The organism is Nocardioides marmoriginsengisoli (assembly GCF_003725695.1).
GTDB lineage: Bacteria > Actinomycetota > Actinomycetes > Propionibacteriales > Nocardioidaceae > Marmoricola > Marmoricola marmoriginsengisoli.
Genome location: NZ_RJSE01000007.1, coordinates 1,160,603 through 1,179,804, shown reverse-complemented (window position 1 = coordinate 1,179,804; position 19,202 = coordinate 1,160,603). Strand labels below are relative to the sequence as shown.

General features: G+C 65.3%; 18 protein-coding genes and 1 pseudogene. 8 read left to right on the top strand and 11 right to left on the bottom strand.

Going from position 1 to position 19,202, the window contains the following annotated elements:
• Position 1 precedes the first annotated feature (1 nt).
• Positions 2–712, bottom strand: a complete 711-nt coding sequence (locus tag EFK50_RS14235; RefSeq protein ID WP_123228178.1) for a Phenylacetic acid catabolic protein — start codon at positions 710–712, stop codon at positions 2–4.
• 163 nt (positions 713–875) lie between these two features.
• Between EFK50_RS14235 and EFK50_RS14230 the strand changes: the two genes are divergently transcribed.
• The 4 genes from EFK50_RS14230 to EFK50_RS14215 all read left to right on the top strand — a co-directional run bounded on the left by EFK50_RS14230 (position 876) and on the right by EFK50_RS14215 (position 4,489).
• A complete protein-coding gene (locus EFK50_RS14230; protein ID WP_148046181.1) occupies positions 876–1,874 on the top strand; it encodes a phosphotransferase family protein in 999 nt (332 codons plus the stop codon).
• 62 nt (positions 1,875–1,936) lie between these two features.
• On the top strand, positions 1,937–2,377 hold the full coding sequence (locus EFK50_RS14225; protein WP_221177394.1) for a Zn-ribbon domain-containing OB-fold protein: 441 nt from the start codon (positions 1,937–1,939) through the stop codon (positions 2,375–2,377).
• A complete protein-coding gene (locus tag EFK50_RS14220) occupies positions 2,364–3,563 on the top strand; it encodes a thiolase family protein (protein ID WP_123228176.1) in 1,200 nt (399 codons plus the stop codon). Before EFK50_RS14225 ends, EFK50_RS14220 begins: the two co-directional genes overlap by 14 nt.
• Complete coding sequence (locus EFK50_RS14215; RefSeq protein ID WP_123228175.1) at positions 3,560–4,489, top strand: SDR family oxidoreductase; 930 nt, start codon at positions 3,560–3,562, stop codon at positions 4,487–4,489. Before EFK50_RS14220 ends, EFK50_RS14215 begins: the two co-directional genes overlap by 4 nt.
• Before the next feature lie 137 nt (positions 4,490–4,626).
• Here EFK50_RS14215 and EFK50_RS14210 read toward each other — a convergent pair whose 3' ends face one another.
• The 9 genes and pseudogenes from EFK50_RS14210 to EFK50_RS14170 all read right to left on the bottom strand — a co-directional run bounded on the left by EFK50_RS14210 (position 4,627) and on the right by EFK50_RS14170 (position 15,464).
• A complete protein-coding gene (locus EFK50_RS14210) occupies positions 4,627–6,132 on the bottom strand; it encodes a class I adenylate-forming enzyme family protein (RefSeq protein ID WP_123228174.1) in 1,506 nt (501 codons plus the stop codon).
• Positions 6,129–7,715, bottom strand: coding sequence for a hydantoinase B/oxoprolinase family protein (locus tag EFK50_RS14205; protein ID WP_123228173.1), 1,587 nt, complete (start codon positions 7,713–7,715; stop codon positions 6,129–6,131). Before EFK50_RS14205 ends, EFK50_RS14210 begins: the two co-directional genes overlap by 4 nt.
• On the bottom strand, positions 7,712–9,793 hold the full coding sequence (locus EFK50_RS14200; RefSeq protein WP_123228172.1) for a hydantoinase/oxoprolinase family protein: 2,082 nt from the start codon (positions 9,791–9,793) through the stop codon (positions 7,712–7,714). Before EFK50_RS14200 ends, EFK50_RS14205 begins: the two co-directional genes overlap by 4 nt.
• Positions 9,786–10,091 carry a cupin domain-containing protein gene (locus tag EFK50_RS14195; protein ID WP_123228171.1) on the bottom strand — a complete coding sequence of 102 codons (306 nt, stop codon included), beginning with the start codon at positions 10,089–10,091 and terminating at the stop codon, positions 9,786–9,788. The genes EFK50_RS14200 and EFK50_RS14195 overlap by 8 nt, the downstream gene beginning before the upstream one ends.
• A gap of 143 nt (positions 10,092–10,234) precedes the next feature.
• The gene (locus tag EFK50_RS14190; RefSeq protein ID WP_183407830.1) at positions 10,235–10,495 is read right to left on the bottom strand and encodes a 1,2-phenylacetyl-CoA epoxidase subunit B; all 261 of its coding nucleotides are present in this window, start codon (positions 10,493–10,495) and stop codon (positions 10,235–10,237) included.
• A 1-nt stretch (position 10,496) separates the two neighbouring features.
• A complete protein-coding gene (paaA, locus tag EFK50_RS14185) occupies positions 10,497–11,450 on the bottom strand; it encodes a 1,2-phenylacetyl-CoA epoxidase subunit PaaA (protein ID WP_123228169.1) in 954 nt (317 codons plus the stop codon).
• Between the two features lie 331 nt (positions 11,451–11,781).
• Positions 11,782–13,151: pseudogene (locus tag EFK50_RS14180) on the bottom strand (amidase).
• Positions 13,152–13,337: 186 nt separating this feature from the next.
• Positions 13,338–13,763: a hypothetical protein gene (locus EFK50_RS21910; protein WP_148046180.1), complete on the bottom strand. Its 426-nt coding sequence runs from the start codon at positions 13,761–13,763 to the stop codon at positions 13,338–13,340.
• 642 nt (positions 13,764–14,405) lie between these two features.
• A complete protein-coding gene (locus tag EFK50_RS14170) occupies positions 14,406–15,464 on the bottom strand; it encodes a tyrosine-type recombinase/integrase (RefSeq protein ID WP_148046179.1) in 1,059 nt (352 codons plus the stop codon).
• A gap of 163 nt (positions 15,465–15,627) precedes the next feature.
• Between EFK50_RS14170 and EFK50_RS14165 the strand changes: the two genes are divergently transcribed.
• The 4 genes from EFK50_RS14165 to EFK50_RS22990 are packed head-to-tail and all read left to right on the top strand — an operon-like array spanning position 15,628 to position 17,793.
• Positions 15,628–16,632, top strand: a complete 1,005-nt coding sequence (locus EFK50_RS14165) for a DUF4192 domain-containing protein (protein WP_183407829.1) — start codon at positions 15,628–15,630, stop codon at positions 16,630–16,632.
• Positions 16,633–16,642: 10 nt separating this feature from the next.
• Positions 16,643–16,789 (top strand): hypothetical protein, encoded by a 147-nt coding sequence (locus tag EFK50_RS22225; RefSeq protein WP_183407828.1) that lies wholly within the window; start codon positions 16,643–16,645, stop codon positions 16,787–16,789.
• A 49-nt stretch (positions 16,790–16,838) separates the two neighbouring features.
• Entirely contained in the window at positions 16,839–17,276 is a 438-nt protein-coding gene (locus tag EFK50_RS21905) for a hypothetical protein (protein WP_148046177.1), read from the top strand.
• A 13-nt stretch (positions 17,277–17,289) separates the two neighbouring features.
• Positions 17,290–17,793 carry a helix-turn-helix domain-containing protein gene (locus EFK50_RS22990; protein ID WP_183407827.1) on the top strand — a complete coding sequence of 168 codons (504 nt, stop codon included), beginning with the start codon at positions 17,290–17,292 and terminating at the stop codon, positions 17,791–17,793.
• A gap of 81 nt (positions 17,794–17,874) precedes the next feature.
• Here the strand turns inward: EFK50_RS22990 and EFK50_RS14155 are convergent, their stop codons facing one another.
• Positions 17,875–19,197 carry a type II toxin-antitoxin system HipA family toxin gene (locus EFK50_RS14155; RefSeq protein ID WP_281274042.1) on the bottom strand — a complete coding sequence of 441 codons (1,323 nt, stop codon included), beginning with the start codon at positions 19,195–19,197 and terminating at the stop codon, positions 17,875–17,877.
• Between the last annotated feature and the right edge of the window lie 5 nt (positions 19,198–19,202).

The following is a 19,202-nucleotide window of genomic DNA, read 5'->3' as shown; positions in this document are numbered from 1 at the left end:
ATCACCACCGCCCAGGGGCCAGTTCCCGGACCGATCGGATCTCGTCAAGAACCCGGGCTCGGTGCCCCGGGCCCGCGCCCTCTCCTCCGAGCGGGTTCGCGGGAAGCTCGATACCCCAGCCGGCGGCCTTGGTCCGCGTTTCGGATTCCCAGGCCTGGTAACCGGCCTCGAGCGCTGCGCGAAACTCGACAGATGATCCGTCGACCTGGAAGATGCCGGGCGCGAGCGGCCAGAGCACTTCGAACGACCGCTGGAGGTGCTTCAGCGACTGGCCGCCGGCCAGGGCGATCCGTTCGCACCAGTACGTCCAGAAGTCGCGCTGGAAGAGTTCTTCCGCCTCGACTCGCCCGACCAGACCGGCGTCCAGTCCTGCGTCTGCGAAGATCGGCATCCGCACTGCGTCGCCTGTGTCGTAAAGGAACTGCTTGACCACGAGTTCCGCCCAACCGTCGGCATACCACTCAGCCAGGCCGCAGGACTTGAACTCGCCTGCAGGCCGATCGTAGAGGGCGTGGTCGGTGTCTTCGGCTTCCTCGCCGAACACGTACGAGTAGAACAGGCGTGCGTGTCCGAGCTCCTCTTGCCCGACCGAGGACAGCACGAGGTTCACCTCGAGCTCAGGCCCCCACGCAGCGAGCGACGTAAGGATGTGCCCGACCATGAACTCGTCGTCCGCCAGCTTGATCGCTCCGGCGCGACCGTCCGATGTCATTGAGTCCAACGTTCCCACCCATCGAGAAAAATAACGACTGTTAGAATCAAGGTAGTGTCTCTATAGTCGCAAGTCAACCGGCGTTGTAGCGTTCACGACGTACACGCAGACGACCGTGCGAACACTTGTTAGAACGAGCACGTACCCACCGAGGAGCAGATCTGTGGCGACAGTCAACGAAGTCTGGGTGCACGAACGCGTCCAGCGCGCCGCCGGAGCCGCGGCTCGAGTCGACGGCGTCGTCCGGATGCACGGCGGTGCTTCGAGCCTGACCTACGCAGCCCAGCTCGCTTTGTCGGATCAGACCTCGACGCCAGTCGTCGTGAAGATCGCCCCGCCGGGCCTGCCCCCGACGCGGAATCGCGACGTCTTGCGGCAGGGACGCGTAATGCGCGCTCTTGAGTCCAGCCCGGTGCCGACGCCCGCAGTCCTTTTCGAGGACGCGGGCACACCTCCGGACGAGCCACCAGTCCTCGTGGTCACGAAGGAGTCTGGCGAATGCATCGAGCCCTTGACTCACGGTGCGGCCGACGATGTCCCGAGCCAACGGATCGTGCGCCAACGCACGCTGGCGGCGATCGAACTCCTGGCTCAGATGCACGAGTTCCCCTGGAAGCGATCAGCCCTCGGCAGCGAACCAGTCCAGACGCTTGCGGCCGAGGTCAACCGGTGGCGCGCGCTGTTCGCCACAGCCCCGCCAGACCTGGCACATGGGTCGGTCGAGGTGGCTGATCGCCTGCTTGACCAGATGCCGGCCGACATCGAGCCCACGCTGGTGCACGGCGATTTCCGGCTGGGAAACATGCTTTGCGAGGGAGGAAGGGTGACCGCCCTCCTGGATTGGGAGACCTGGACTATCGGCGACCCGCGCATCGACCTCGGGTGGCTGCTGATGAGCTCCGATGCGAGCCAACAGCCTCATTCCGTGCGAGAGGACGTCGGAATGCCGTCGCGAACCGAGATGCTCCGCCACTACGCGGCATGTGGCGGCGGAGTCACTGATCATGCGGGGTGGTTCGTAGCCCTCAGTCAGTTCAAGGCTGCCGCGATGACCGCGCTCATCCTCAAGCACGATCGCAGGAAGGTCGAAAGAGACCCGTTCGTTGCATGGTGGGATCCGCAGATCCCCCTCGATTTCCTCAAGCTCGCCCAGGACCTCTGATTCAAACTACGCGTCAAAGTTTTTCGGCCAATCGTTAGAAATCTGTGCTAGCGTCACACACCGTGGAAGGCACAGATCTGGATCGCAAGACGATCCCATACGTCAATTACCTCGAACTCGGGCCGCCGGCGAGACTCGTGGCGAACGAGTGCACGAACTGTGGCGCTCGCTTTGTCGATCGCAGGAACGCCTGCGCCGCGTGCAGTGCTACGGAGTTCCGCCGCAGTCCGCTGCCGGATGTCGGCGAACTGGTGTCGTTCACCGTCGTTCACGTCGCTGCTCCCGGTCTTGAGGTCCCCTACGTCGCTGCGGTCGTCGACTGCGGCGGCACCTGGGTCCGGACCAACCTGGTCGATGCCGGGTTCGACCCGACCCAGATCGAGCTGCGCGCTCCGGTCCGGCTGGTGACCTTTCCGGTCGGGACGGATGACCAAGGCACGACCGCCATTGGCTTCGGCTTTGCGCCCTACAAGACGGATGGAGTGGCGAATGAACAGCGATGACGCTTGGATCGTGGGCATCTCGATGACGCGGTTCGGCAAGCACCCCGACAAGGACGTCTGCGACCTCGGTGCCGAGGCGGTGCACGGGGCCCTGTCGGACGCAGGAATCGCTCTGAGCGAGATCGGACTCATTGCCGCCGGCAACATGCTCGGCGAACACAACTTCGGTCAGTCCCTGCAGAAGCAGATCGGCCAGACCGGAGTGCCGGTCATCAACGTCACCAACGCGTGCGCGACGGGCGCAACTGCTCTGAAGACCGCCATCATGGCTGTCAAGTCCGGCGAGTGCCGCGTGGCACTGGCGGTCGGCGTCGAGAAGATCGCCGGAGCAGGACTTCTCGTGGGCGGACAGTCCGTCGCTGGCCCCGCCACCTGGACTCCGTCCGGACGCCACGGCGCAGTGGCCGGCCTGGACGGTCGGGTGGGAACCGACACGATGCCTGGGGTCTTCGCCCAGGTCGGAATGGAGTACACATCGCGGCACCCCGGTGCCACCTTCGAGCTGTTCGCACGGATCAGCGAAAAGAACCACGCGCATTCCACCCTGAATCCGCTGGCGGCCTACACCAAGCGGTTCACGCTCGACGAGATCATGAACGACGTCATGGTGGCCTACCCCAACACGCGGTCGATGTGTTCGGCCAACTGCGACGGCGCGGCAGCCGCGGTCGTCGTCTCCGGCGCAACCCTTCGCACGCTCGACCCGGACCAGAGGCGCCGGGCGGTCAAGATCAGCGCCTCCGTGCTGGCCACGGATCCCTGGGTCGAAGGCTGCCATGCACTGCCGGACATCAGCACCGTCACGCGCAATGCGGCGGCCACTGCCTACGAGCAGGCTGGGGTCTCCCCCAGCGACCTCGATCTGGTCGAGCTGCACGACTGCTTCGCGACCGCTGAGCTGGTCCACTACGAGAACCTGATGCTGTGCCCGCCCGGGGAAGCGGTCCCGTTCTTCGAGTCGGGGGCAACCTGGCGCGACGGCAGCACGCCCGTGAACGTCTCTGGCGGCCTGGAGTCAAAGGGACACCCGATCTCGGCCACGGGCATCGCCAACATCTGGGAGATCTGTCACCACCTCCGCGGGGAAGCTGCCGACCGCCAGATAGAGGGGGCAAGGGTCGGCCTCGCACACGTGATCGGCCTGGGTTCTTCGGCCGGCATTCACATCCTGGAGAAGAGCGCATGACCATCAACGAGCAGACGAGCCCGCACCTCGGACTCCTGGGCAGGACCGCGATCGTCACCGGCGCCGGACGAGGCATCGGGCGCTGTCACGCGTTGTTCCTCGCGGCGCACGGCGCCCGTGTCGTCGTGAACGACTTCGGCGGCGCTCGCGACGGAAGCGGCCACGACAGCTCACCGGCGCAACAGGTCGTCGACGAGATCCTGGCCAATGGTGGCGAAGCAGTCGCCAATACGGATGACGTGGCTTCCTGGGACGGCGCCAAGGACATGGTGCAGACGGCGATCGACGAGTTCGGCGGGCTGGACATCCTTGTGAACAACGCGGGCTTCGTCCGCGACCGGATGCTCGCCAACATGTCTGAAGATGAATGGGATGACGTCATCCGAGTCCATCTCAAGGGACATTTCTGCCCGACGCGGCATGCCGCGGAGTACTGGCGCAGCATGTCCAAGGCAGGGCGTCCCGTCGCTGCGTCTGTCATCAACACCTCGTCCACCTCCGGGCTCTTCGGCAAGATCGGACAGAGCAACTACGGCGCGGCGAAGATGGGCATCGCCTCGATGACGATGATCACCGCCGATGAACTGGCCGGCTACGGCGTCCGGGTGAACGCGATCGCTCCTGCCGCCCGCACTCGCCTCACCGAAGGTCTCGGTAGTGGCGTGGATGATGATGTCCGGCCGGGCGAGTTCGACGAGCTCGATCCCGCCAACGTGTCTCCGATGGTCGGCTACCTCGCATCGAAGGATTGCCGGATCACCGGAAAGGTGTTCCTGGTCTTCGGCGGTCAGGTTCACCTGTTCGAGCCGTTCTCCATCCACGAAGGCATCGAGCGCAACGGTCAGTGGAACCTTGCCGATCTCGCGACACATGCAGATCACTTCGCTGACGTCGAGTTCAAACTCGGGAACACCTTCGGGTTCTGACCTCCCCGGCTGCGAACGAGAGAAGGCCTCCGGATCGCCTGGCGATCCGGAGGCCTTCTTGCTCGTGAGGGAGGGAGACCCTCGACGAGCTGCGCCCATCCATCCGTTCCGGGGACGGCAGGGCTTGCGGAAAGGAGTCAGTTGTCGTTCCTCGGTGGGTTCAGTTCAAAACGCCGGATCTTGCCCACTGACGTCCGTGGCAGCGACTCCGCCCAGATGATCCGTCGGGGACGCTTGGACTTGGCCAGCCGCTCTGCACACCAGGCGAGCAGCTCATCAGCATCGACGTCTCCCGCACGCACGACGTGTGCGACGGGGACTACGTCCCGAATCGGGTCGGCCTCCCCCACGACGGCGACCTCGAGAACCGACGGGTGTTCTGCGAGGACGGTCTCGACCTCCACGACGGACACGTTCTCACCGGCGACCTTGAGCACATCTCCACGCCGGCCGACGAACGTGATCAGCCCATCGGGTCGACGAGCGGCCAGGTCACCGGTGAGGAACCACCCGTTCCTGAACGACTCCTCGGTCGTGCGGGGATCGTCCAGGTACTCAGCAAAGAGAGTCTCCCCCCGAACACCGCCGACAACCAGCTCTCCCACCTCGCCGGGACCGGCCTGTGTGCCGTTCTCGGTCTGGACCTCGACGACGCAACCCAGGGTCTGTTCCCCCAGCGCCATCGGATCCGGCGAAAGGACCCTGTTCGACAGGACCGCAGGAATCGTCTCCGTCATCCCGTACAGCTGACGGGGAGAGCAGCCGACCAGCTCGGCGAAGTCGACGTACTGCGCGCTGGTGAGGTTCTGCGCGTACCAGCAGTGCCGGAGACGGAGTCCAGGAACTGGATTGGCCCGTGCCAGGATCATGCGCATCGGTGCTGCAAACAGACTGGCGTGAGTGACCGCGTGGCGTGCTGCCTGCTCGAGGAACTGGGAGGCCGAGAACCTGTGCATGAGGGCCACGCTCGCCCCCACCGAGATTGCGGCAGCGAACGAGTAGTACTGGGCGTTCGCGTGGAACAGCGGAAGTACCACGAACTGGCGATCATCGGGCGTAAGCGATGCCGCTGCGCTCATCACGTCCCCGGCGAATGCGTAGTTCGCCTGGGTGATGACGACGCCCTTCGGGGCTGACGTCGTCCCTGACGTGAACATCAGGGCTGCCCGATCCTCCCCGTTCGGAACCTCGTGGAGCGTCCAATCCGGGGATCCGGCACGCAAGCCATCAAGAACCACGTCTGCGTCGTCGACGCACAGCACCGGCATCTCCGGGTCCGCCGCGAGGTACACGTCGCGACGCGCGGTCGAGCAGACGCCGACCGCTGGCCGTGTCCGGGCGAACTGGCTTCGCAGCTCGTGGGACGTCACCTCCGGATCGGCTGGAACGATCCAGGCTCCGAGCCGTGCCGTGGCGATCCAGCAGGCAATGAAGGCCGGGCCGTTGCTCAACGCAAGGTGCACCGACGAACCTCGCCGCAACCCCTGTTCGACCAGACCGCCTGCGACCTCGGAGACCAGGTCGTCGAACTCGGCGTACGTCCACGTCGACACTGCTCCGTCCGGACCCTCGAAGATCAAGAAGGGAGAGTCCGGACGGGCAGCGACTGCCTGGCGCCACCGAAGGTCGAGGGTGAGCTTCACACCTGCTCGAACTCCGGAACCGTGCCCTTCGCCCCGTACCCGCCTCCGCCAGGAAGCTCGAGGCGAACGACGTCTCCGGGCTGGAGCGTGATTCGGGACTGCGTGCGTACGGGCTCCCCGTTGACCAGGAATCGTCCTGGATCCGCTGATCCGCCGCCGAACAAGCCCTTGGGCGGGTGCTTCATCCGGCTCGTCACGGCGTTGAGCTGCCACGGCCGCGTCGTGTCGACGGTGAACTCGATCGTCTGTCCCATGCCGCCTTCCGCACTGCCCGAACCACCAGACCCAGGACGAAGCTCCTTGCGCAGGAACCGGATCGGGGCTGAGGACTCTACCACCTCCAGCGGAACGGCCGAGACGCCAGTCGGGTAAGACGTAGCGTGCAGGCCCGTCTTGGTGGCGCGCGCACCCACGCCGCCGGCGTAGGTGAACATCGCCGTGATGAACGGCGACCCGTCGTCATAAGTGCCGCTGACCTGCATCGTCCACACCGCACCGGCACCTTCGGCCAGCACGGCATCGGGAACGACCTCGGAGAGCGCGGCGAGGAGCGGCATCGGCAGGAACATGCCGACGACGTGCCGGGCCGTGCACGGAGAAGGCGAGACTGCATTGACGATCGAGCCCTCGGGTGCTTCCACCCGGATGGGCGCGAGACTGCCGTGGTTGTTCGGGATCTCCGGGTTGAGAACGCTTCGGATGGTGAACGTGCTGTAGGCATGGGTGTAGTTCTTCACCACGTTGATGCCTGCCGGGCTTGCGCCGCTCGACCCTTCGTAGTCGACCAGGATCTCTCCCTTGTCGGGATCGACGGTCATTGCGACGTGGATGTCGATCTCCGAACCGTCCGCGAGGTCCAAGATCGAGTGCGCACGGTAGGTCCCGCCCGGCAGTGCCCTGATCGAACGACGGGTCGCTTCCTCGGAGCGCCGAATGATCTCGTCGGCGAGTTCCTGGATGTCATCCATCCCGCGCGAGTCGCAGAGCAGCTGCAAGCGCTGCGCGCCGACCTCACCGGACGCGATCTGAGCGTGAAGGTCGCCGGCCATGTGCTCGGGCTGACGGACGTTCGACAGGATCATGTTCCAGACGTCGTCGTTCCGTTCGCCCTTCTTCATGAGCTTCAGGATCGGGATCCAGATTCCCTCTTCGAAGACATCCCGAGCGCCAGCACCGATTCCGTAGCCGCCGACATCCGTGTGATGGATCGTCGAACCGAAGAAGGCGATGACCTCGCCGTTCCGGTGGACCGGGTTCATGACCGTCACGTCGAGCAGCTGACCGGCGGTCTGGTAAGGGTCGTTGGTGATGAGTACATCGCCTGGCTCGAGCTGATCCGCCGGATACTTCGCGAGGACGGCAGACGCCGCCCGGGCGAGCGAGTTGATGTGCCCGGGGGTGCCGGTCACCGCCTGCGCGACCATGCGGCCGTCCCGATCGAACAGCGCGTTCGCCAGGTCTCCCGCTTCGCGCACGATCGGGCTGAACGCGGCCCGCTGCAGTGCGCGAGCCTGTTCGTTCACAGTGCTGATGAGGCTTCCCCACAACACTTCGAGCTCGATGGCGTCAATGGTCTCGGTCATGCGTCGTTCCCCCTCACGGCGACAACTGCGCCGTCCTCGGTAACCGTGGCCTGCCATCCGGGCCGAATGACAGCAGTGGTCTCACGTTCCTCGATGAATGCCGGCCCGTTAACCGTCGCCCCGGCCCCGAGGAGGTCACGCCTGTAGACGGGAACCTCCTGAGCATCGGCGCCGCGGTCGAACCTCGCCGCGCGGGTGCGGTGCGGTTCCGGCGTGCCGGTCATCGGCGCCAGGCGTGCGCTCTCGACACTCGGTGCCGGTGCCCACGCCGCGATTCGCCAGGTAACCACTTCCACCGCAACATCCGGGATGCGCATCCCGTAGATCTTCTCGTACTCGACAGCGAAGGCTTCAGCGGTGTCGGCGGTCGAGGCCGGCCAGCCATCGCCCTCGCCCAGCCAGACCGTGACCTCGTTACCTTGGCCGCGATACCTGGCGTCCATGCCGTAGCGGAAGTGGACCGACGATTCGACGCCGGCACTCGCCAGGACCTGGCGACCCTCGGCGCGCATCTCCTCGAGCAGGTGATCGCGCTCCGCGGTCACGTGATCGCTGAGCTCCGCGACAAGCGACCGGGCCAGATCGATCCTGACCGGACTGACGAGTGTCCCGAAGGCGGAGAGCACCGACGCGTTCACCGGGAAGATCACCCGCTGGGTCTCGAGCAGCTCGGCAACCCCGCAGGCGTGCACCGGGCCAGCGCCTCCGAATGCGATCAGCGGGACCCCTCGCAGGTCCACCCCGCGTTCGACGGCGTGCATTCGGGCAGCCGCCGCCATGTTCTGGTTGACGACAGCATGGATACCCGCAGCAGTGTCTTCGACCGAGCTGTCGATCGCATCCGCAACCTTACGTGCCGCTTCACTCGCGGCCGCGAGATCGAGAGGCATGTCGCCACCGAGGAAGTAGCCCGCGTCCAGGTACCCGAGAAGCAGGTCGGCATCCGTTGTCGCGGGCTGCACACCTCCACGGGCGTACGACGCCGGGCCGGGCTCAGCACCCGCGGACTCCGGACCCACCTTGAGGAGACCGAGGTCGTCGACTCGTGCCAGGCTTCCGCCACCAGCACCGATCTCGACCAGGTCGACCGACGGCACGGACACCGGGAACCCGGAGCCCTTCTTGTGCCGGTAGACACGAGCAACTTCGAACTCGTTGGTCAACGCCGGATCAGTGCCTTCGATCAGGCACGACTTTGCAGTCGTTCCGCCCATGTCGAAGCACAACAGCTTCTCCTCGCCGAGGCGTTCGGCGTACCAAGCCCCGGCCAGGGCACCTGCCGCCGGGCCCGACTCGACCAGACGGATCGGCAACCGCTTCGCGTCCTCAGCCGCGATGACCCCGCCGTTGGACAGCATCATGAGCACCTTGCCGACGAAGCCCTCGCCTGCGAGCCAGGTCTGAAGCTCATCGAGGTAGGGCCCGATGATCGGCATGGTTGCGGCGTTGCAGGCCGTCGTGACCATGCGCGGGTACTCGCGGATCTGCGGAGCGACATCGTGCGAGACGCAGACCGGAATGCCGAGATCGGCCGTGATCCGGTCGGCGACGAGGCGCTCGTTCGCGCCGTTCCCGTAGCCGTGGAGGAAGCAGATGCCCACAGCCTCGACCTCGGCCTCGCGGAGCTTCGCGATCAGATCGTCGAGCTCCGCGGCACTTGGCTCGCGCAGGATCGTCCCGTCCACCGTCTGCCGCTCGTCGACCTCGAAGGTGAGCTCACTCGGGATCGGCGGCGGCGGGAACTCGATCTGAAGGTCGTACATGTCGTACCGGTGCTCGGTCCGGATGGAGAGGGTGTCGCCGAAGCCGGCGGTCGTCACCATCGCCGCCTTGCCCGTCTTGCCTTCGATCAGAGCGTTCGTGATGAGGGTCGTCGCGTGAACGATGGGAGCCGTGATCTCCTCAGGACTCACGCCAGCCTTCTTGAGGAGTTGCGTGAGGCCGGTGCGCACCCCGTTGAGGGGCCGGCTCGGAGTCGACAGACTCTTCTCCACGACCACCCGGCCGGTGGAGGCATCGAGCAGAACGAAGTCGGTGAAGGTGCCGCCGATGTCGACAGCAAGGCGCCAGTCAGCCATTGCGGTACTCCTCTCGCACAGGCTGGAAGACATCCAAGATCCAGACCTCGTTGTTCCGGGCCGGGTCACCGATGAACTGGCTGTCGCCGTGCGGCAGGTTCGTCGGTGCCCAGTAGACGTCGCCAGGGCCGAGCGTGACTCGTTCGTCGCTGCCGAGGCGGAAGTCGAGCTGGCCGGCAACGATCAGTCCGAACTGCTCGTTGTTCGGGTGACCGCCGTACGGCGTCGGTCCCGAACCGCCCTTGATTCGCCAGAACGCCATCGACATACCGTCTCCGGTGAAGATCCTGCGACTCATGCCGCCGCCCCCAGTGGGGCGGAAGGCTGAGTCGTCGTACCGCCAGACGGCGCCACTTGAACTCGTAGAACTACTCATCAGGTTCTTGCCCTCTCCTGCAATAGAACGCACTTCGTTGGACCGCGGGCTAGTGCCGCAGGCTTCTACTTCTCACGGGCGCTTCGGCCAGGTGTCTTTCGGTAACGCTTCTCGGCACCGCTGGCCATGACCTCGAACGGCCATTCCGACGCGTGCACGTCGGCTCGGTCAACGACCCAGATCCCTACGGCAGGATCGCGGCGGAGCCAGTGCTCCTTCGCGAAGAGAAGTGCGGCTTTCGGCTCCGGGGCTTCGAGTTCGCCGACATGAACGAACTCGCCGCCCTCCTTCAGACACAGGAAGACCTCGTAGACGCGATCAGCCATCTCAGGCCGCCCAGACTTCGTCCATGAACCACTGGCTGCCGCGGCGCGCATTCCGAAGGGATCGCTGCAGTTCCTCGCCGTAGGGGCTTCCACCACGGAGCAGGCCCTTGAACTCGTCCCAATCAGGCTCCGTGTATCCCCACAGGCCGGTCTCCTCGTCGAGGACGACCGCGTCATCCGGGATCTCGAGGCCCATCCGCTTGATCTTCGGAACGAAGGTGCTCAAGAAGTTCTGGCGCAGCTCCTCGTTCTCGGCGATCTTCAGCTGAAACGACAGGAGAACTTCACCGTGCTTTGACGCGCTCGCTCGCGGCCCGAACATCGAGAGGATCCGGGGCCACCACCGGTTGACTGCTTCCTGCGCCATACGCTTCTGGCTCGGGCCCGCGCCGACCATGCGGTGCATCAGGTAGCGCCCCGCCTGGTGGTGGAACCCTTCTTCCTTCACGATCTTCTTCATCGCCCGGGCGTACGGCCCGTAGCTGCTCTTGAGCAGAGTCGTCTGCCGAGTGATCTCAGCACCATCCGCGAGCCATGCGGCGACAACCGGGTCCGCCCAGTCGTCCCACGGGTAGTGGAAGATGTTCATGAAGCGGGGCGGGCCCTCAAGGATCTCTTCCATGTACTCACTGCGAGTCTTGCCGGTGAGGTCCTCGCACACGCGAATGAGGGCAAGGCCATGGCCCACCTCATCCTGAGTCTTGGCAGAGAGGATGAGCTTGGCCTCGAAACTGGGAGCCCGCGGGACCCAGCGGTACTCGTGCACCGGGCCGACGAGCTCACTCATCATGTGGAACTCCATCATTCGCGCTGCCTCGGCCCGGTAGGCGTCCGGCAGGTCGTGCCACGGCTCGTACTTGCCGCCAGCCGCCACGCGCGCTGCGATTGCTTCGTGCTCTGCGTTCACTCCTGCGCCGGTCTGAGGCGCCTTGGACAGATCGGGGTTCTCGGCCATGCCGTGATCCTAACAGTTGTTAGAAATAGTCCGCAAGAGGCGAGCTCGATTCCCTCAGCGGACAGACACCAATGTCCATCGCCACCGCGCAGTGCACCTGTCGGGTTTCGAACAGGCAGCCCGAATCACGCGAGACAGGCGACCGGGCCGCCGACAGGGGGTCGACATCACCGCTGCCACGACCAGTGGCCTGGCTCCATGCAAGGTGCGTCGCCCACTAAGGGGCATCGTCAGGGGACGACGGACTGACGCACTTCCCGGACCCGCAAGGACACGCGGTCTCGCTGCCGCGCTTCCGGCTCCAGCCTCGGGGGAACTCCAGCACGCCGGCCTATCGTCGTGAAGCGTGCACAGCTGGCACCCGTTGGGCCCAGGGCGTCGCCTGCTCGAGTTCTGCCGCGAGGCGGAACAGGACGTCTTCGCGGCCGTATCGCGCAACAAACTGCAACCCATACGGCAGTCCGGCGGCCGTGAGGTGGAGCGGAAGCGAGATAGCCGGTTGGCCACTCACGTTGAACGGCACGGTGAAGCCTCCGGTGATGGCGACGGAGCGGCGGGTCGCCTCGGCTGGATCGCCCGGAGCGTCGAGGGCTCCGAGCTCGAACGCCGGCACAGCCATCGTCGGAGTCAGGAGCACGTCGTACTCATCCCACCAACTGGCGACTTCGCGTCCGAACCGTGTCGTGCGCTCGACTGACGCGATGAACTGACTGCCGGTCACAGACCGGGTGGACTCCAGCATCATCCAGGTCCCGGGTTCCACGTCGCTCTCGACGATGGGTCTGCCAAGGACTGAGGACCAGCGATCAAGCAGCCAACCGACACCACTACCGACCACTGCCATGAATGCTTCGAGAACGTCCTGGTGATCGAGCGCGGCCGGATGAGCCTCGACGACCTCGTGGCCCATCTCGGCCAGCAGTTCGGCGGTCGCCACAGTCCCGGCACGCACCTCTGAATGAATCGGGTCGTAGCCATCGGCTGCTCGTTGCATGAAGCCGATCCGCAGCCGCTCGGATGAACGACCCACCTCGCTCAGGAAGGTGCGTTCCGGCGGCGGAGCACAGAAAGGGTCGCCGGGCATGTAGCCACTCACCGCGTCCAGGACGGCGGCCGCGTCACGGACAGTCGACGTGATCGCCCCCAGGTACCAAGAACCGTTGAGGAACGCGTCCCCGACCTCGGGACCTTGAGACACCCGACCACGCGAAGGCTTCAACCCGACGGTCCCGGTCAAGCTTGAAGGGATGCGAATCGATCCCCCGGCGTCGGTCGCGTGTGCCACCGGCACCAGACCTGCTGCCACTGCGGCACCTGATCCGCCGCTGGAACCACCCGGGGATCGGGCGACATCCCACGGGTTGTGGCATGGCCGAGGGTCGCCGACTCCGTGGTTGCTCGCAAGGCAAGTTCGGGGAGGTTGCTCTTGCCAATCAGGACAAAGCCCGCTTGACGCATCCGCTCGACGTAGAAGCTGTCCGTGTCGGGAGCCCAACCTTGCTCGCGCAACGGTGCGAGTCCTTCGGACATGGGATCACCAGCCGAACCTGTCAGGTGATCCTTGAGGACGTAAGGAACACCGGCAAACGGTGCTTCGAGGTCGACGGCGCCCGCCTCACGTCGCGCCTTGTCAAACAGCTGCGTGACGATGGAGTTCAACTCAGGGTCGACGGCGGCAATACGATCGATCGCCGCCTCCACCAGGTCGTGCGGCGCGACCTGGCCGCTGCGAACCAAATGCGCTTGCCCGATTGCATCGATCCGACTCAGGTCTTGTATGCGAACCACCCAGCCCCTTGGTTGCTGATCTCGACAACCAGCGACGATATGGTTCAACTTTCAATGTGGCAAGACTCGAGCTCGGCCAACCTGATCGGCTCTAGCCGTTCAGCCGAGCAGCCTGAGAACACAACCTGCCAGGCCCGGCAGGTCAAGGGCGTTGACGCCTGACTGAATGCACGTCGTCGTGGCCTCGAGCTTCGACAGCACGTCAGGCACGAGGCTCGGGAGTGCCTGGGTAGGGCTCTTGACGAGGCCGTCCACCGACTCGAGGAGCCCGGATGTCGGTGCCTTTGCTGGCTTCTCCGCTGCAGGGGGCGGGGTCCCAGCAGCAGCACCGCCGCCTGCGCCGGCACCCGCTGCTCCTGGAGCAGCGGCGGCAGCGTTCGCGTGCCCGCTCTTCCCTCGAGTCTTCTTCGTGACCGCAGCCGTCGTGTACGCCGGCGTGAAGAACTGGCCCGCGTACGTACCCGATGGCACGGCAGAGTAGTACCCGGCGGAGTACGCCTCCATGATTCGCAGCACGAGGTTCACGTACTCACGACTGTGGTTGTAGCGAAGGACCGCGGCGCCCAAGGGACCAGTGATAGAGCGAGCGCCTCCGAGCCGGATTGCGCGCGGAGGGTCGCCAACCGGCCCGACCATCGCGATCTGCAGGTCAATCCACGGGGCGTCGCCTCGCGCGATGCGAGACGTCGTGCCCCTGCGCCGCCCTAGCTTTCACTGTTCCTCGTTGCCCGTTGTCTTCCGAGCAAAGGGCTGAACCCGATTGAGCATTCGGACGGATCGAACGCCGGGGATGTTGATCGCCGCCTCATTTGGAATGAGGAGGTCGCCTGAGCGACGGAGCAGGTAGGTCATCGTCGCGTGACGCGGCTCGCCGCTTGTTCACTCGACCAAGCTCCCGCCCTTAGAGACTCCAGCCTTCATGGTGGCCCGTCAGCTCACTCCAGGTACGATTGCGCTACAACCAATCGTCCGAAAGCGGGCTGCAAACCTGCAGGTCAGAGCGGGTGGCTTACTCCCACTCGATGGTCCGCGAGTTATCGGAGATCTGATCCGATACGGCCTTTCTCACCACGGATCGACGCGACAGGGCGCGGATCTCGGACACGTCAGCCTCTCGGCTTCGGCGCGTGAGACTTTCGCTGAGCCTATGTCTGGTGTGGCCGAGGCCTAAAGGCCAAGGTCGCGGCTGGAGGTGACCTGCATGGCTTCGAGTGGGCGGATGTAGTGCTCGACGAGCGTGGAGATCCGGGAGTGGCGGGTCTGGGCGGCGATGCGGTCCAGGCCGACGCCGGCCAGGGCTGCGGTGGTGGCGTGCCCGGCCCGGAGCGAATGTCCGCTGACGCGTTCGGAGGGGATCCCCGCGGCGGCGGCTCGTTGCTTGAGCATGCGGGCCAGGCCGCTGCCGGTGAAGGGGCGGGAGCCGATGCGGTCGTGGTGGAAGCCGGTGAAGAGCTGGCCTGGTCCGGTGCCTCGGTACGCGAGCCAGGCGTCGAGGGCGGTGACGGGGTCGGTCTCGGCGTGCTGGCCGTGGGCGACGGCGACGAGTTGGCCGCGGGCTTCGGGGTCAGTCTTGGACTTGCGGACGTGGATGAGCAGGCCTTCGGGCTTGGGTTCGATGTCGGCGAGTTCGAGGCCGGCGAGCTCGGAGCGGCGCAGCGCTGAGGCGAAGCCGAGCAGGATGAGGGCGGCGTCCCGGGTGCCGCGGGCGGTGGTGCGGTCGATGTTGGCGAGCATGCGGCGGATGTCGTCGGTGCTCAAAGGTCGGGACTGGCGACGCGGTGCGGTGCCCAGGGTGCGGCGCAGACCGCGGCGGACGGCTTTGACCGACTGGTCAGCGATCGGGTTCACCTCGCCGTCGGTCTCGTGGGCGGCGGCGATCGCGGCGCAGGCGCACTCGATCGTGCCAGCGGCGACGCCCTGGGCGGCGAAGTCGGTCAGGTAGGCGCAGACAGCGACCGGTGAGGCCGGCATCGCAGTGATGCCCCGTCCGGCGCACCAGCGGTCGAAGCGTCCCCACTGCCAGGCGTAGGTCTTTCGGGTGGACTCCGCACGGCCAGCCGCGATGGCATCGGTGATCCGGGTGAGGTCCTGGTTGGTCAGTCCCTCGGGCGGGATGTCGGACCACCCGAGGCTGCGGCGGCCGGGGACCGGGCCGGCGGTGGCGAGAGTGGCGACGTGGTCGGTGACGCGGGTGGGGACGCGGGTGGGGACGAGTGCGAGATTCATGCGCTCGTCCTACCGATCCGCGACGGCGGATGACCCGCCCGGGTCCGACTTGGGGACGCTATGGCCGGTTCGTGGCCGCCCGTCGAATCCCACCCTACGGAGCCACGCTCCGCTGCTCAGTCTACGCCCGAAGTCGCCGACTTCGGCGGCACACCTCCTGGGCATGACAGTCCCGATCAAGAACCCCGACGAGCTCGTCGCGATCATCCCGCACATGCTCGGCTTCAAGCCCCAAGAGTCCATCGTGTTCGTGCCGATGGGCTCCACCCTCCCCACCGCCCGCCTCGACATCCCGACCACGCCGAGGGATCAGGCGCAGGCCTGGAGGTCGATCCGCGACGGCCTCTCCCGCTACGCCCGACCCGGCTCCGCTGTCGGCATCGTCTGTTTCGCCGCCGACCGCCAGCAGGCCGACCTCATCGGACGCGAGTTCGCCGAGCGACTCGACACCATCGGCATCGAGACCCACCTGCTGTTGTGGGCCGACGAGACCCGCTGGGCCGACCTCGTCACCGGCGACATGGGACTCCAGACCGAAGCTGCACGCGAGCGTGTTGCCGCGATGACCGTCCTCGCCGGTCGGCCCCAGCCGGCCGCCAGTCGCGACTCACTCGCGGAGTCGCTCGTCGGCGATCGGGAACCTGTGGCGAGGCTGCTGCCAGAGATTCGGGAGACGGCGCGGGAGAACACAGCCAAGGTGGAGGGCCGCTGGGCACTCGGCCGGGTGCAGCGGTTCGGCCGCGACGGCGTCCGTCTCGACGACAAGGACGCCGCCCGCCTGCTTGTGGCCGTTGAGTCCATCCCGATCCGAGACCGGCTCTGGCTCGACATGAACCGTGGCAACGCCGCCTCCCACGTCGCGCTCTGGACCGACCTCACCAAACGGGCACCCGCCGAGGTCCGCGCCGCCCCGGCTTCGCTTCTCGCCTTCGGGAGCTGGCTCGGCGGCCACGGCGCGATGGCGTGGTGCGCCCTCGACCAAGTGCCCCGCGAAAAGCCCTACGCGCTGGCCAACCTCGTCGCAGCGGCGGTCCAGACGGGCCTGCACCCACGCGAGTGGGAAGCAGCCAAGTCCCAGCCCTCCGAGCGCGCCAGTGACCGCGTTTCCGGCCTCGCCCGAACGGCCAGCACGCATCTCGGCTCCGTCCGGCCCGCTCATGGAATCTGAGGAGAGTTCGATGGACAGCAAGTACCGCCGACGCCCACCCGCCAGTCGGCTCGAACACCTCTTGGCTCGGCTCCTTCGCCGGTACGTCGCGCCGAAGGCCGTCGTGCCCCGCGTCGACGTGGCGCACACCGAGGTCATCGAGTTCAGGCAGGCTTGAAGTGGGCGGCCAGCGCCTCGCGGGTCGCGGGAACGTCGACTGATCCTTCTTGCTCGGTCAGCAGTTTCTTTCCGATCTCGCAGGCAACCGAATCGGCTTCGATCTCGTAGAGGAGCTCGCCGAGCACTACGACGCCAGCATCGGAGCAACTGCACTCCGGGCCGCGTCTCTTGCTCCAACGGACTCCCTGCTCATCTGCATCGAACCTGGCACCAAGCCGAGCGAACCCGATGCCGACCCAGTTCCACGAATTCGTTGGAGCTCAACGAACGGCGACTGGCCGTATATCCCCCGCTTCAAGTCGATCCCGGAGCACAGCCCCATCCAGCGCGCATTCCTAGGCGAACTCGTCGACGAGACGAACGACCTCATCGGCTTCACTGGCCCGTCGATCGATGACGTAGACATCAGCTGCCGCCTCTATCCCTACTTTGACAACCACGGCGAGCTCCACCACCGCGTCTTGTGCCTCGCAACTCGGAAATAGAAGGGACACCAAAGTGCCATCTGCATCCCAACCACGAGAGAACCAAGACCACGCAGTCCAATCTCGCGACTCGAACGCTCGACCGCGACCCGACAGCTCAGGTCAGGGTCAGCCACCGTCCGAGTTTGGGACGAGACTCCGTACCTACCGCGAAGAAAGTGGACTTTCACTCTCGGCGCTGGCGGAGCGAACCAAACTGAGTAAGGGCTATCTCTCAAGCCTTGAGAACAATCACGAACCGAGACGCCCGTCAGCTGAGGTTCTATACGCCCTGGCTCAAACACTCGGGGTGACGATGTCTGACCTAATGGGCCGCCAACTTCTCCCTGCCGCCTCGCCAGAGGTTCCCGCATCGCTCGCCGACTTTGCGGAGCAAGAAGGTCTCAACCAGGCAGACATCTCGATGCTTGCGTCCATACAGTTCCGTGGCGAACAGCCGAGGACGTCTGAGCGATGGCGCTACATCTATCAATCCATCCGCAACAGCATCCAGATGGACAACAACCCGAGTTCGTAGGTGCATGCGGCCGCGTCACAAACGGCTCGCAATGAGGCTGTCTTGCCGGACGAGGTACCACGTCGGAGCCTCAGATTCCATCTACCGCTTTCGTGCCTGGGCGGGCCCGCGCCCAGCTAACGCGTTCTTCATGTTGCCCGCGTGCTTGGTCAACGATGAGACGAAGTGCTCAAGGAACTCACGCTCTGCTGCGCTTGTAGACCGCCTGCGCGTCTCAGCATCAGCGACACTTTGCAGGGCATCTGGGATCGCGCCGACAGTGGACGCGACCAGGTCGAGTACCTCATCGTCTTGTCGACCAATAGCCTCTGCCAGTGCCCGCCAGTCGTCAGACGTCACTTCAGAAAACCTCCGGTGCGAGCCGACACGCATCGCCATTTCGGCCTTGTGGATCGAAACTCGCCCCTTGGGCAGCCCTCGCATTTCACCGGTGAAGTAGGGCGCGGCACTTTGCACGTCGTACAAGGGCGACAACCGGACATCAGCGCCGATCAGAAGGAGGCTGTAGTTCTTTGCGTGCGCGTCGGTCGCTCCGAGACCCCACATCAACGCAAGTGCTCGGACGAATCGCTCAATGTCGCTTCCTGAATCGACCGGACCTTGGATGCGCGTGAGGAGCGCTGCGATGTCGGCCGCCGATGGGCCTCCGTCTTTCTCGTACTTCGCGCCAGGACCTCTAGCGAATGCCTGGAGGGTGTCTTCCTGATGGACGCGGAAGTACGTGCTGTCTGCGGCAATCCGGTCATAGCGCTCGACGACTAGGACTGGGGAACCATCTATGTCAATGATTTCACTCGGTGCCGTCGGCAAACCAAGTTCGTACGACAACGCGAGGCATAGGTGCTCATTCATCGCGTGGTGGGGCAGTTGATCGTTGTACGGCTTGAGGATGTGCGTTGTTGGCTCGGCGCCCCAGGGCAACCCCCAGCCACGTTTCGGATCGTGGCGCAGTGCGAGCTTGGCCTGGGCACCAGCCAGTGAGAACAATCCGGCTTCCATGTCCGGAGTCCAGGCGGCCGGATCTGTCCGTACTTCCCTCAGTCTCTGGGTGAGCTCATCGCTGTCGAGCCAGTCGACTCCGCCCGCTTCCAGGTCGTGTTCTTCATCGTCAGAAACGAACTGCGCTGCGCCCGCTACATCCCGCCCAACATGGCGCAGGAGTGCGAATGGACTATTGGCGGAAACTTTGAACTGCGCCGCCCACCGATCGAGCACTTGCGCGTTGTCTGGCAATAGGTTCTGCATCCACGGTCCGATCACCTTGTGGGGATGCTCCGTCTGAGCCAGCGGCATGCTGACCGACAGCGGCGTAGATTCCGGGTCATCTCGATACGCAGAGTCATAGGCGAAGGTCAGGCGCCCGTTTCGATCCATGTCGACGCGTCCAATAGGTGCCCTGTGCATCAGGA